The 12,793-nt window shown below is 70.8% G+C and carries 12 protein-coding genes; 9 read left to right on the top strand and 3 right to left on the bottom strand.

Annotated elements, in window-relative coordinates:
* Nucleotides 1–124 precede the first annotated feature (124 nt).
* Nucleotides 125–778 carry a uridine kinase gene (locus tag KCH87_RS35705; protein WP_210591984.1) on the bottom strand — a complete coding sequence of 218 codons (654 nt, stop codon included), beginning with the start codon at nt 776–778 and terminating at the stop codon, nt 125–127.
* A gap of 170 nt (nt 779–948) precedes the next feature.
* Here KCH87_RS35705 and KCH87_RS35710 point away from each other — a divergent pair, with 170 nt between their 5' ends.
* From KCH87_RS35710 to KCH87_RS35720, 3 genes are all read left to right on the top strand, one after another.
* On the top strand, nt 949–2,313 hold the full coding sequence (locus KCH87_RS35710; RefSeq protein WP_210591985.1) for a peptidase C39 family protein: 1,365 nt from the start codon (nt 949–951) through the stop codon (nt 2,311–2,313).
* 66 nt (nt 2,314–2,379) lie between these two features.
* Nucleotides 2,380–2,520 carry an SCO1431 family membrane protein gene (locus KCH87_RS35715; protein WP_210591987.1) on the top strand — a complete coding sequence of 47 codons (141 nt, stop codon included), beginning with the start codon at nt 2,380–2,382 and terminating at the stop codon, nt 2,518–2,520.
* Nucleotides 2,521–2,585: 65 nt separating this feature from the next.
* Nucleotides 2,586–3,245, top strand: coding sequence for a TetR/AcrR family transcriptional regulator (locus tag KCH87_RS35720; protein ID WP_210591989.1), 660 nt, complete (start codon nt 2,586–2,588; stop codon nt 3,243–3,245).
* A 57-nt stretch (nt 3,246–3,302) separates the two neighbouring features.
* Here KCH87_RS35720 and KCH87_RS35725 read toward each other — a convergent pair whose 3' ends face one another.
* The gene (locus KCH87_RS35725; RefSeq protein WP_210591991.1) at nt 3,303–4,541 is read right to left on the bottom strand and encodes a glycoside hydrolase family 18 protein; all 1,239 of its coding nucleotides are present in this window, start codon (nt 4,539–4,541) and stop codon (nt 3,303–3,305) included.
* A gap of 240 nt (nt 4,542–4,781) precedes the next feature.
* On the opposite strand from KCH87_RS35725, the gene KCH87_RS35730 reads away from it, so the two are divergent.
* From KCH87_RS35730 to KCH87_RS35740, 3 genes are all read left to right on the top strand, one after another.
* Complete coding sequence (locus tag KCH87_RS35730) at nt 4,782–5,954, top strand: acyl-CoA dehydrogenase family protein (protein ID WP_210591993.1); 1,173 nt, start codon at nt 4,782–4,784, stop codon at nt 5,952–5,954.
* A 350-nt stretch (nt 5,955–6,304) separates the two neighbouring features.
* A complete protein-coding gene (locus KCH87_RS35735) occupies nt 6,305–7,402 on the top strand; it encodes a hypothetical protein (RefSeq protein ID WP_210591995.1) in 1,098 nt (365 codons plus the stop codon).
* A gap of 58 nt (nt 7,403–7,460) precedes the next feature.
* On the top strand, nt 7,461–8,555 hold the full coding sequence (locus tag KCH87_RS35740; RefSeq protein ID WP_210591997.1) for a phosphotransferase family protein: 1,095 nt from the start codon (nt 7,461–7,463) through the stop codon (nt 8,553–8,555).
* A 10-nt stretch (nt 8,556–8,565) separates the two neighbouring features.
* On the opposite strand, the gene KCH87_RS35745 is transcribed toward KCH87_RS35740, so the two are convergent.
* The gene (locus tag KCH87_RS35745; RefSeq protein ID WP_210591999.1) at nt 8,566–9,003 is read right to left on the bottom strand and encodes a hypothetical protein; all 438 of its coding nucleotides are present in this window, start codon (nt 9,001–9,003) and stop codon (nt 8,566–8,568) included.
* Nucleotides 9,004–9,270: 267 nt separating this feature from the next.
* On the opposite strand from KCH87_RS35745, the gene KCH87_RS35750 reads away from it, so the two are divergent.
* The 3 genes from KCH87_RS35750 (at nt 9,271) to KCH87_RS35760 (ending at nt 12,729) form a co-directional block, all read left to right on the top strand.
* Nucleotides 9,271–9,711 (top strand): Lrp/AsnC family transcriptional regulator, encoded by a 441-nt coding sequence (locus KCH87_RS35750; RefSeq protein WP_210592001.1) that lies wholly within the window; start codon nt 9,271–9,273, stop codon nt 9,709–9,711.
* Nucleotides 9,712–9,767: 56 nt separating this feature from the next.
* Nucleotides 9,768–11,375, top strand: coding sequence for an amidohydrolase (locus KCH87_RS35755; RefSeq protein ID WP_210592002.1), 1,608 nt, complete (start codon nt 9,768–9,770; stop codon nt 11,373–11,375).
* 553 nt (nt 11,376–11,928) lie between these two features.
* Nucleotides 11,929–12,729, top strand: a complete 801-nt coding sequence (locus KCH87_RS35760; RefSeq protein ID WP_210592005.1) for a polyprenol monophosphomannose synthase — start codon at nt 11,929–11,931, stop codon at nt 12,727–12,729.
* The last annotated feature ends 64 nt before the right edge of the window (nt 12,730–12,793 follow it).

The following is a 12,793-nucleotide window of genomic DNA, read 5'->3' on the forward strand; positions in this document are numbered from 1 at the left end:
GGGGCTTCGCGTCTGTCGGGCGGCTCCAAATGGCCGCACATTGAGAACGTAAGACCTGTACGGCCCCCCGGTCAAGCCGAGTTGGGGGAGTCCGGGAAGTTCCGTGGCGCGGGTCTTCACAAGTTCAGCACATTGCCGACGGGTCGTCACCCTGTGTGAGCGAATGGTCCGGACCAGCCGTTCCAACGGGCCCCGAATGCACCTCGTACCCCTTTTCGCACTGCTGTACCAGGAGATCGGCGAAGGGGCGCGAAGGGTCGTCGGCGAAGTGCCGCCGCTCCGCCTCGACCCACCCGGCCCAGAAGTCCCGCTGCTCCTCCCCGTCCCGGGTCCGCCCGCGCGTCCAGGACTCCTCACGGGGCAGCTCCAGCCACAACAGGTGGGCCAGGTGCGGCCGCAGTGCGCGGCGTCCGGCGCCGACCCCCTCGACGAGGATCACGGGTGCGGGCGGCAGGAGACGGTCCGGTCCGAAGCGGCGGGCGCGCCAGTCGTAGGGGGCGTAGCGCGCGGTCTCGCCCCGGGCGAGCGGTGCGATCACCTGGGCCAGCAGCCGTTCCGTCCAGCCGAACAGCTGCTCATGGCTGGCGATGTCGTCGAGACGGAGTACGGGTGCGCCGCCCAGCGCGTCGGCCAACCGGTCGGCGAACGTGGACTTTCCGGAGCCGGCGTGCCCGTCGATCCCGATCAGACGGACCGGGCCGCAGGACGGGGAGAGGCGGCGGAGCCGGAGCGCGAGGTCGTGAATGGTGCATCCCAGGGTGGCGGGGTAGGCGTGCATACATTCTATGAGCGGGGGTGCGCCGCAGGTCGTACCAGTGGTCGACACCAATATTCGTGGGTGTGGCTTCGATGGATGTGCTGGCAGGAGCCCGTCGCCTCCGTTCATAGTTGTGCGCACCACCGTGCACCGGACCTGCCCCGACTCGGACACCTGGGGGTCTTCCGCCCATGAGCAGAGCCGAACAGCCGTCCCGCAGGAGCGTCCTGGCCGCCGCGGTCGTCGCGGCAGTCGCGGGCGGCTCGGGACCCGTGTCCGCGGCCGACGCTCCGGCGGACGCCGAGGACCCCGTGCAGGCCCTGGCCTCCACCGTCGACAACCGCGCCTGGACCAGTTATGCCGACTGGGGCGGCGGCACCGCGCAGGGCACCCGGGCCGTCGCGGGCGCCCGCCCCGGCGTCGTGATCGACGCCCCCGCGGGGACCGTCGACTACACCGACCCGCACACCGGCGCGACGGCCACCTGGGAGTACGCGACCTGGACGTCCCCCGTCCACCGGCTCGCCGTCCCCTCGACCGAGGCGATCGCGTCCTGGAACGCGCACACACCGGACGGCACCTGGCTCCAGGTCGAGCTTCAGGGGACGTACTCGGACGCCACGGACACCCCCTGGTACGTGATGGGCCGCTGGGCGGCAGGCGACCAGGACATCAAGCGGACCTCGGTCGACGACCAGAGCGACGGCAAGAGCACCATCTGGACGGACACCTTCACGATCGACGACCCGTCGACGGGCCTGCGGCTGGCGTCGTACCGGCTGCGCCTGACCCTCTACCGCAGGCCGGGCACCATGAGCACCCCCACGGTGTGGCGGCTGGGCGCGATGGGCTCCGACGTCCCCGACCGCTTCACCGTTCCGGCCGCCACGCCGGACCTCGCCCGGGAGCTGATCGTCCCGCGCTACTCGCAGGAGATCCACAAGGGCCAGTACCCCGAGTACGACAACGGCGGCGAGGCCTGGTGCAGCCCCACCTCCTCGCAGATGATCATCGAGTACTGGGGCGGCCGGCTCACGCCCGAGCAGCTGGCCTGGGTCGACCCCTCGTACACCGATCCGCAGGTCTGCCACGCGGCCCGCTTCACCTACGACCACCAGTACGAGGGCTGCGGAAACTGGCCGTTCAACGCGGCCTACGCGGCCACCTTCCCGGACCTCCAGGGCGTGGTCACCCGGCTTGGCTCGGTCACCGACCTGGAGACGCTGATCGCGGCCGGCATCCCGGCCATGACGTCCCAGTCCTTCCTGGAGGGCGAGCTGACGGGGGCGGGGTACGGGACCGCCGGGCACCTCATGACGGTCATCGGGTTCACGGCGGACGGCGACGTGATCGCCAATGACCCGGCCTCGCCGAGCAACGGGGCGGTGCGCCACGTCTACAAGCGCCGGGAGTGGGAGAACATCTGGCTCCGCACCAAGCGGTACGACGCGGACGGCGAGGTCGTCTCCGGTACGGGCGGCGTCTGCTATCTGTACTTCCCGGCGCATCCGAGCCCGGGGCAGCTGTCGGCGCTCGCGGAAGTCGGCGTGCGCTGAGGCGTTCGTTCGGCTGTGACCAAGGTCTCCGCCGCAAAAGCCTCTGATGGTGGCAAGGTGGACAGCATGACCGCGAACGCAGCCACCACCACGCGCGCCCGCACGGGCGGCCCCAAGGACGACGGCCCGAAGTTCCTCGAGCACGCCATGGGCTGGACCCTCGTCGTGGTCGTCGCGATGCTCGTGGCCCAACTCGGACTGATGTGAGCTGATCCCCTGTTCGACCTGGCATACTGCGGTTGTCCCGCCGCCCGTTGGAGACCAGGGTCGAATTGAATATCAGTCACCAGCGCGACGCAGCCCGTCCCCGGGTGCGCGGCACCGAGCGCTCGCTGGCGCGTCGGGCCGAACTCATCACCATCGGGCGGGGGTTGTTCGCCGACACGTCCTACGACGCGCTCTCGATGGATGACATCGCCCGGCAGGCGCATGTCGCCAAGGGACTGATCTACTACTACTTCCAGTCCAAGCGCGGCTACTACCTGGCGATCATCAACGACTCCGTCGCCGACCTGGTCACCTACGCCGCGAGCGGCCTCGAACGGCCGCCGGTGGAGCGGGTCCACCGCACGATCGACAGCTATCTGCGCTACGCCGAGCAGAACCAGGCCGCCTACCGCACGATCGTGAGCGGCGGTGTCGGCTTCGACGCCGAGGTGCACGCCATCCGGGACGGGGTGCGTGAGGCGATCGTCTCGACCATCGCCGAGGGCGCGTACGGCCGCAGCGACATCGCTCCGCTGGCCCGGATGGGGCTGCTCGCCTGGGTGTGCAGCGTCGAGGGTGCCGCCCTGGACTGGATCGACCACCCCGAACTCTCCCGCGACATCATGCGCGAGCTGCTGGTGAAGTCGCTGGGCGGATCGATGCGCGCCATCGCGGAACTCGACCCGGCCTACCCGGCCCCAGAGCCCGCCCGCCGCGAGGACTGACCGGCCGAGGGGCGGAGGTCTCGTGGTCCTCCGCCCCCAAGCCCCCCGTGGAACCGGCTAGTTGATCGCGTTGATCAGCTCGCCGTTGGCCGTGTCACCGCTCAGCTCCCAGAAGAACGTGCCGCCCAGACCCTGCTGGTCCTTGTACGTCATCTTGGTCGCGATGGTCGCGGGGGTGTCGTAACTCCACCAGTTGCTCCCGCACTTGGCGTAGGCGGTGCCCGCCACGGTGCCGGTCGCCGGGCAGCTGGTCTTGAGCACCTTGTAGTCGTCGATGCCCTGCTCGTACGTGCCCGGCGCCGGGCCGGTCGCGGTGCCTCCGGGTTCCGACTGGGTGACGCCGGTCCAGCCGCGGCCGTAGAAGCCGATGCCGAGCAGCAGCTTCGAGGCCGGGATACCGAGGCCCTTGAGCTTCGCGATGGTCGCCGAAGAGTGGAAGTCCGCGGCCGGGATGCCGGGGTACGAGGTCAGCGGGGAGTGCGGGGCGGTCGGGCCGTCCGCGTCGAAGGCGCCGAAGAAGTCGTACGTCATCGGGTTGTACCAGTCGACGTACTGGGCCGCGCCCGCGTAGTCCGCCGCGTCGATCTTGCCGCCGGCGGTGGCGTCGGCCGTGATGGCCGCGGTGACCAGGTTGCTCGTGCCGAACTTCGCGCGCAGCGCCTGCATCAGGTTCTTGAACGCTGCGGCGCCCGAGGTGTCACAGGTCAGACCGCAGGCGTTCGGATACTCCCAGTCGATGTCGATGCCGTCGAAGACATCCGCCCACTTGGAGTTCTCGACCAGGTCGTAGCAGGACTGGGCGAACGCGGCCGGGTCCTTGGCGGCCTCGCCGAAACCGCCCGACCAGGTCCAACCGCCGAAGGACCAGAGGATCTTGAGGTCCGGGTGCTTCTTCTTCAGCTCAAGCAGTTCGTTGAAGTTGCCGCGCAGCGGCTGGTCCCAGGTGTCGGCGACGCCGTCCACCGACTCGGCCGCGGTGTAGGTCCGTTCGGTGGCCGCGTAGTTGTCGCCCATCGCGCACTTGCCGCCGGTGACGTTGCCGAAGGCGTAGTTGATGTGGGTGAGCTTGGCGGCCGAGCCGGACGTCTCGATGTTCTTGACGTAGTACTTGCGGTCGTAGGTACCCCATTCCGTGAAGTAGCCGAGCACTTTGGAATCGGCGGCTTCCTTCGCGGTGGGCTCGGCGGTGGCCGTGGCGGTGCTCGCGCCGGCCAGGAGTCCGGCGCCGAGGACGGCGCAACAGGCGGCGGACACGAGCGCCCGGAACCGGTTGTGGGGACGGTCGGGATGGTGCATCGGGTGTCTCCTCGTGGGGGAGAGGGAACGCGCGCCGATTGGCATGAACGCGGTCAAGCGTTGATGCGAAACAGTAGGAGGACTAGACCAGTAGGTCAATGGTTCGGACCAATTTTGGGGCGCTTGAATTTACCCGGAGTAAGCGGTCGTTAACTGGTGACGAGGTGCCCCCGATCGGGCATACTCACAGCGCAGAGCCGCTGGTCGGCAGCTTCCGTGACCCGGGAGGAGGGCGTCGCCATGAACGACCGCGCCCCGCAGCCGGTGGACCGGCAACTGCCCACGGACGAGGCACGGGATCTGCTCTCGCTCGTCCGCGACATCGCCCGGCGCGAGATCGCCCCGAAGGCGGCCGAGGAGGAGGACGCCGGACGCTTCCCGCGCGAGATCTTCACCCTGCTCTCGGAATCCGGCCTGCTCGGCCTGGCGTACGACTCCGCACACGGCGGTGGCGACCAGCCGTACGAGGTCTACCTCCAGGTCCTCGAAGAGCTCGCCGCGGCCCGGCTCACCGTAGGCCTCGGAGTGAGCGTCCACTCCCTGTCCTGCTATGCGCTCGCCACCTACGGCAGCAAGCAGCAGCAGGTCGGGTTCCTGCCCGACATGCTCGCCGGCGGGCTGCTCGGCGCGTACTGCCTGTCCGAGCCGTCGTCCGGCTCGGACGCCGCCTCCCTGCGGACGAAGGCCGTCAGGGAGGGTGACGACTGGGTGATCACCGGCACCAAGGCCTGGATCACGCACGGCGGAGTCGCCGACTTCTACACGGTCATGGCCCGCACCGGCGAGGAGGGCCCGCGCGGGATCACCGCGTTCCTGGTGCCCGGCGACGCGGACGGGCTGAGTGCCGCGGCGCCGGAGAAGAAGATGGGCATGAAGGGCTCGCCGACCGCTCAGGTTCACTTCGACGGGGTGCGGGTGCCGGACGAGCGGCGCATCGGCGAGGAGGGGCAGGGATTCGCGATCGCCCTCGCCGCGCTCGACTCCGGGCGGCTCGGCGTCGCGGCCTGCGCGATCGGCCTGGCCCAGGCGGCGCTCGACGAGGCGTTGGCGTACGCCACCGGCCGGCAGCAGTTCGGGCGGCCGATCTCCGACTTCCAGGGGCTGCGCTTCCTCCTCGCCGACATGGCGACCCAGATCGAGGCGGGCCGTGCGCTGTATCTGGCGGCGGCGCGGCTGCGGGACGCGGGCCGGCCGTTCGCCAAGCAGGCGGCGATGGCCAAGCTGCACTGCACCGACACGGCGATGAAGGTCACCACGGACGCCGTCCAGGTCCTCGGCGGATACGGCTACACGGCGGACTTCCCGGTCGAGCGCTATATGCGCGAGGCCAAGGTGCTACAGATCGTCGAGGGCACGAACCAGATCCAGCGGTTGGTCATCGCCCGTCATCTCGCGGGTCCCGAGAGCCGCTGAGCTGACTCAGTCCGCGCGGCGGCGCCGCGAGCCGGACCCACTCCGGGTCGTGGCGCCCCGGCAGCGTGCGGCCGCGATCGGCCCAAGTGCGCATGAGGTCGCGGTAGATGGGGGGATCCTGGGGCTGCGGCAGCGCCGGCGGAACCGATTTTGCGGGCGCCGGAACGAACACCCGTCGGGCTCGTCCCGTCGCCGGATAGGTGGGGGTCATACCGGGCCAACGTCCGGGCCGGTTGGCAGGTCACCGGGGTGCGTAATCGGCTGTGAGTTCGCGGACGTACTGCTCGGAATATGGTCTCCTCCGATGATCTGACGTACCGTCAGCCGCACCGCCTCCAGGGAGGTATGCCGTGGCCGACGATCGTCCCGTACCGCTCGACGAGTACCCGGTGCACCAGGTTCCCCTGTCCATGAAGCACGTGGCGACCGGCGACCGGAACGCCTACGACCGCTGCATCTTCCACGTCTTCGACCACGAGGGCCGGGCACTGCTGATCCTCGGGCTCGGGGTGTACCCGAACGTGGGGGTCGTCGACGCGTACGCGACGCTGAGGGTGGGGGACACGCTGCACGCCGTCCGGGCCTCGGACGCTCTCGGCGACGACCGGATGAGGCTGGCCGTCGGTCCCCTGCGGATCGACGTCGAGGAGCCCCTGAGGCGACTGCGTCTCAGGTGCGAGGACTCGGTGTCGTACGACCTCACTTGGACCGCGGAGTTCCCCGCTCTCTGGGAGCCGCACCATGTCCAGCGCCGAGGCGACCGGCTGACCCTCGAAGGGCGCCGTTTCGTTCAGGCGGGCGGTGTCGAGGGCGTCATCCGCGCCGCCGATGAGGAGTTCCGTGTCACCGCCACGCAGTGGACGGGCACGCGTGACCGCAGCTGGGGTGTGCGCCCGATCCCGGGTGAGGACGGTGGGAGGCAGGCCGAGGAGCACCCGACCGAGGGCTTCCACTGGATCTGGTGCCCGGTCCGCTTCGAGGACCGCTTCCTGATGGTCATCACCCAGGAGGACGCCGACGGATACCGATCGCTCAACGACGCCACTCTCGTCCGAGACGGCCACCGCGACCGTCAACTCGGCTGGCCCCAGGCCGAGATCACCTACCGCTCCGGCACCCGGCACCCGGAACGCGCCCTCATCCACCTCGGCGACCTGCGCAAGCCGACGGAGCTGGACGTGGAGATCCTGACCTCCTCCCCGCTCGCGATCGGCGCCGGCTACCCGCCCGCCGACGACTGGCAGCACGGCACCTGGCGCGGCCACGGCTGGACCGACCGCCGCACCTACGACCTCTCGGCCCCGCACGCCCTGGCCGCCTACGGCGTCACCGACCACGCCGCGCGCTTCCGGCTGGACGGACAGGTGGGGCACGGCATCTTCGAGCACGGCTCGTTCGGCCGGCACGACCCGAGCGGATTCACCGGGTTCGACTCGGTGGCGCCGTAGGGGAGTTGTCGGTTCGCTCGGCGCGTCGCAAGGCAGTCGGCACGGAGTTGGAGGGCACATGGTCACGGCACCCCGTCCCCGTACGTCCACCCGCGACCCGGAAGAGGTCGCCCGCCGCCTCACGGCCTGGCTCGACACCCGGTTGCCCGGCGCCCGGGCCGCCCGCGTCACCGTCCCCACCTCGAACGGCATGTCCAGCGAGACCCTGCTCTTCGACCTGGAGCACCCCGAACCGCCCCTGCACGCCTGCGCCTTGAGACTTGCGGCGGACCCGGCGGCGTACACCGTCTTCCCGGTGTACGACATGGCCCGCCAGTACCGCACCATGCGCCTGGTCGCCGAGCACACCGACCTCCCGGTGCCCCGCGTGCTGTGGCTGGAGGAGGACCCCGGCCCGCTCGGAGCGCCGTTCTTCGTCATGGAGCGAGTGGAGGGGCGGGTGCCGCCGGACGTCATGCCTTACACGTACGAGGGAAACTGGCTGCACGCGGCGAGCGACACCGAGCGCGAGCACCTGGAGGCGGCATCGATCGGGTTGTTGGCCCGACTGCACGACCAAGTCCCGCCGGAGAAGGCCGAGTTCCTCGCCGCACCGGGCGACGGCGACGCCCTGCGCCGCCACGTCACGGCTCAACGCGCCTACTACGCCTGGGTGGTCGACGGACTCGCCCGCTCACCCCTCATCGAGGACGCCTTCGAACGGCTCGAGGAACTCTGGCCGCGCGAAACGGGCACGCCGGTGCTCAACTGGGGCGACGCGCGCATCGGGAACGTCGTCTACGACGGCTTCGAACCCACGGCCGTCCTCGACTGGGAGATGGCGGCCCTGGCCCCGCGCGAGGTCGACCTCGGCTGGACCGTGTACCTGCACCGCTTCTTCCACGATCTGACGGTCGCCTTCGGACAGCGCGGCCTGCCGGACTTCCTGCGCCGCGACCGGGTCGAGGAGCGCTACGCGCATCTCACCGGCCACACCCCGCGCGACATGGACTTCTACACGCTGTACGCCGCTCTGCGGCACGCCGTCGTCATGCTGCGCGTCGCCTACCGCCAGGTCCACTTCGGCGAAGTCGCCCGCCCGGCGGACCCGGACACACTGATCCTGCACCACGGCAGCCTGCGAGCCATGGTGCAGGGCAGCTACTGGGACTGAGCGAGCCGGCTCAGGCGGCCTCACGACGCATCACAGGGACCCGCAAGGGGCGCGAACCCGGTCCGCCGACGTGCGAGAAGGGCTGCTTCCGCCAGTCCAGCCCCTGAGGAAGCGTCAGCAGGAGGGCGGTGTCCTGCTCCTGGGGCTCCACGGACTCGTCCGCGGGTCGGGCCTCGGACGCGCGACGGCCGGTGCCGGCGCAGACCGTGAGGCCGAACGGGTTCCACTTCGACACGCACAGCGCGTGCTCCGGCAGGACTTCCTCGTCCGCCAGCAGAGCGATGGGCTGTGCACAGTCCGGGCAGATCACCCGGTACATCTCGAAGGTGTCGTACGCATCGAGCTCTTCGGCGTCGAGAGCGTCGGGTTCGACACCCTCCGGCTCGGTCTCGACGACCGGCTGCTGCCGCTTGGGCGCGATACGACCAGGGCGCTTAACACTCTGCATGGGATTCTCCCCCTCGGGCTGGGCCGTGAAGGCACTGCGGCCTCGACCACAGCAAGCACTTCCCGCCCGGTCTCGGCGGTAATCACGAGAACATCACGGAGACTCCTGCGGGACAGTGGCGTTCGTCACATGCCGTCCGCAGGTGCCCGGCGCGGCACGTTTGCCCCCCAAGCCGGCTCACAGGCTGCTCTCGGCCACATCACGAACCGGGTATGACCTGCTGCTCCGGTACCCGAGGAGATCACGCGCACTGTAGGTTCTTGCGCCATGGAGGAGCTGGACCGACAGATCGTGCAGCTGCTCGTCAAGGACGGGCGGATGAGTTACACCGACCTGGGCAAGGCCACGGGCCTGTCCACGTCGGCAGTGCACCAGCGCGTGCGCCGGCTGGAACAGCGCGGCGTCATCCGCGGGTACGCCGCGGTCGTCGACCCGGAGGCCGTCGGGCTGCCCATGACCGCCTTCATCTCGGTCAAGCCCTTCGACCCCAGCGCCCCCGACGACATCGCCGAGCGGCTGGCCGACGTGCCCGAGATCGAGGCCTGCCACAGCGTCGCCGGCGACGAGAACTACATCCTCAAGGTGCGCGTGGCCACACCGCACGAGCTGGAGGAACTGCTGGCCCGGCTGAGGTCGCTGGCGGGTGTCTCGACGCGGACGACGGTCGTGCTGTCGACGCCGTACGAGGCACGGCCGCCGCGCGTCTGAGCACCGGTGGTGCCCTGCTCGCCGGGCGGTGGGCGCAAAGCGCGAGACTGTCCCTCATGAGTGAACGCACCGCCGCCTCCCCCCGAACCGTCCTCCTCCGCCGCGGAGAGATCCACAGCCCCGCCGACTCGTTCGCAACCGCGATGGTGGTCGAGCGAGGCCAGGTCGCCTGGGTCGGCTCGGAAGGCGCCGCCGACGCCTTCGCCGAGGGCGTGGACGAGGTCGTCGACCTGGACGGGGCCCTGGTCACCCCCGCGTTCACCGACGCCCACGTCCACACCACGTCCACCGGCCTCGCCCTCACCGGCCTGGACCTGTCCACCGCCCCCTCGCTCGAAGCGGCCCTCGCCGCCGTACGGGACTTCGCGGCCGCCCGCCCGAACGACCGCGTCCTCCTCGGCCACGGCTGGGACGCCGCCCGCTGGCCCGGCGGCCGCCCGCCGGCCCGCGCCGAACTCGACGAGGCCACGGGCGGCCGCCCCTTGTACCTCTCCCGGATCGACGTCCACTCGGCGGTCGTCACGACGGCCCTGCTCGACATGGTCCCCGGCAGCATCACCCGGGCCGACGAACCCCTCACCCGCGACGCCCATCACGCCGTACGCGCCGCGGCGTTCGCAGCCGTAACGCCCGCACAGCGCAGGGAGGCCCAGCGGGCCGCCCTCGCCCGCGCCGCCTCCCTCGGCGTCGGCTCGGTCCACGAGTGCGCCGGCCCGGACATTTCCTCGGAGGACGACTTCACGGGTCTGCTCCGGCTCGCCGCGGAGGAGGCAGGTCCGCGGGTGGTGGGCTACTGGGCCGAGCAGGACGTCGAGAAGGCGCGTGAGCTGGGTGCGATCGGCGCGGCCGGCGACCTGTTCGTCGACGGCTCCCTCGGCTCGCACACCGCCTGTCTGCACGAGCCGTACGCCGACGCCGGCCACACCGGCACCTCCTACCTGGACGCCGCCGCGGTCGCCGCCCATGTCGCCGCCTGCACCGAGGCGGGCCTCCAGGCGGGCTTCCACGCGATCGGGGACGCCGCCGTGACCGCCGTGGTGGACGGCGTGCGCGCCGCCGCCGAGAAGGTCGGCCTGGCCCGCGTACGCGCCGCCCGGCATCGCGTCGAGCACGCCGAGATGCTCACCCCCGACACCGTCGCCGCCTTCGCCGAACTCGGTCTGACCGCCTCCGTGCAGCCCGCCTTCGACGCGCTGTGGGGCGGTGAGGAGGGCATGTACGCCCAGCGTCTCGGCATTGAGCGAGCCCGCCTGCTGAACCCCTTCGCGGCCCTGCTGCGCGCCGGCGTCCCGCTCGCCTTCGGCTCCGACAGCCCGGTCACGCCTCTCGACCCGTGGGGCACCGTCCGGGCCGCCGCCTTCCACCGGACGCCCGAGCACCGGGTCTCCGTGCGCGCCGCGTTCACCGCGCACACCCGGGGCGGCTGGCGGGCCGTAGGGCGGGACGATGCGGGTGTGCTGGTGCCGGGCGCGCCTGCTGACTACGCCGTGTGGCGCACCGACGCACTGGTGGTGCAGGCCCCGGACGATCGGGTCGCGCGCTGGTCGACCGACCCGCGCTCCGGCACCCCCGGTCTGCCCGATCTGAGCCCCGGCGCCGACCTCCCCGTGTGCCTGCGCACCGTGGTGGGCGGACGGACTGTGTTCGTACGGCCGGGCGAGTGATCTCCCGGGGTGGCGTGCAGAAGATCAACGGCCGAGGCACTGTCGCTCGACCTGCGCATCCTCCGCACTGACCAGGGATTTGAGCACAAACCCGCAGGTCAAACGGCTGTTGACAGCCGATGGCAGGGGGCCGGTAGGTTCGGCCCAGTCCACCACCGGACGCCCGACCGGAGAACCTCCGTGCAGTCGTCGCCACGCCGCTGGGTCAGGGACGGTGTCCCGCACCGGGGCACCGCCACTGGGTGCCAGGCTCAGCGCCCGCGCCGCGGCGAGGGAACGTTCCGGCCGGTCGGGGAGGTGTGACCCGGGTGGGGCCCGGGCGCTCAGTAGACAACGGCCTTTCGGTCGACCCGCAGCCAGCGGGTCCCAGGTCGGCCCGAAGGGCGCCGGGCCCCCATCCGTAGACCCATGGACGTCAGAGATCACAGACGTCGAAATGGGGATACTTACCCGGCTCTTGCGGAATCGACACCGCTGTACGACCCTTCTGACGCGTCCACGCAGGCGGCGCCCACTATGGTGGACCCCTGTGCACGGACACGAAGGGGCAGTAGTGAACGACGGCGACGGGACCCTCGCGGCACAGAGCCAGGGGAGGCAGTTCGGACCGCTCGGCACGGCCTTGGTGATCATCCCGACCTACAACGAGGCGGAGAACATCAAGGCGATCGTCGACCGGGTGCGCAAGGCCGTCCCCGAGGCGCACGTGCTCGTCGCCGACGACAACAGCCCCGACGGCACGGGCAAGCTCGCCGACGAGCTGACCGTCGACGACGACCAGGTCCACGTCCTGCACCGCAAGGGCAAGGAAGGACTCGGCGCCGCCTACCTCGCGGGCTTCCACTGGGGCATGGAGCACGGCTTCGGCGTGCTGATCGAGATGGACGCCGACGGCTCCCACCAGCCCGAGGAACTGCCCCGTCTGCTCACCGCGCTCAAGGGCGCCGACCTGGTGCTCGGCTCCCGCTGGGTGCCCGGCGGCCGGGTGGTGAACTGGCCCAGGTCCCGCGAGTTCATCTCCCGCGGCGGCAGCCTGTACTCGCGCGTGCTCCTCGACGTCCCCATCCGGGACGTCACCGGCGGGTACCGGGCCTTCCGCAGCGAGACCCTGAAAGGCCTCGGCCTCGAGGAGGTCGCGTCCCAGGGCTACTGCTTCCAGGTCGACCTGGCCCGCCGCGCGATCAAGGCCGGTTACCACGTCGTCGAGGTCCCCATCACCTTCGTGGAGCGCGAGCACGGCGACTCCAAGATGAGCCGCGACATCCTCGTGGAGGCGCTGTGGCGGGTCACGACATGGGGTGTGGGGGAGCGGGTCGGCAAGGTCTTCGGCCGGGGCAGGCCGTCACAGCAGTAGCCCTCGCGGCCCTACGGCCTCACAGGCAGCGTTGATCGTCCTCTTATCCCGTACTGAGCCGGAC

The organism is Streptomyces sp. GESEQ-35 (assembly GCF_017948485.1).
Taxonomy (GTDB): Bacteria; Actinomycetota; Actinomycetes; order Streptomycetales; family Streptomycetaceae; genus Streptomyces.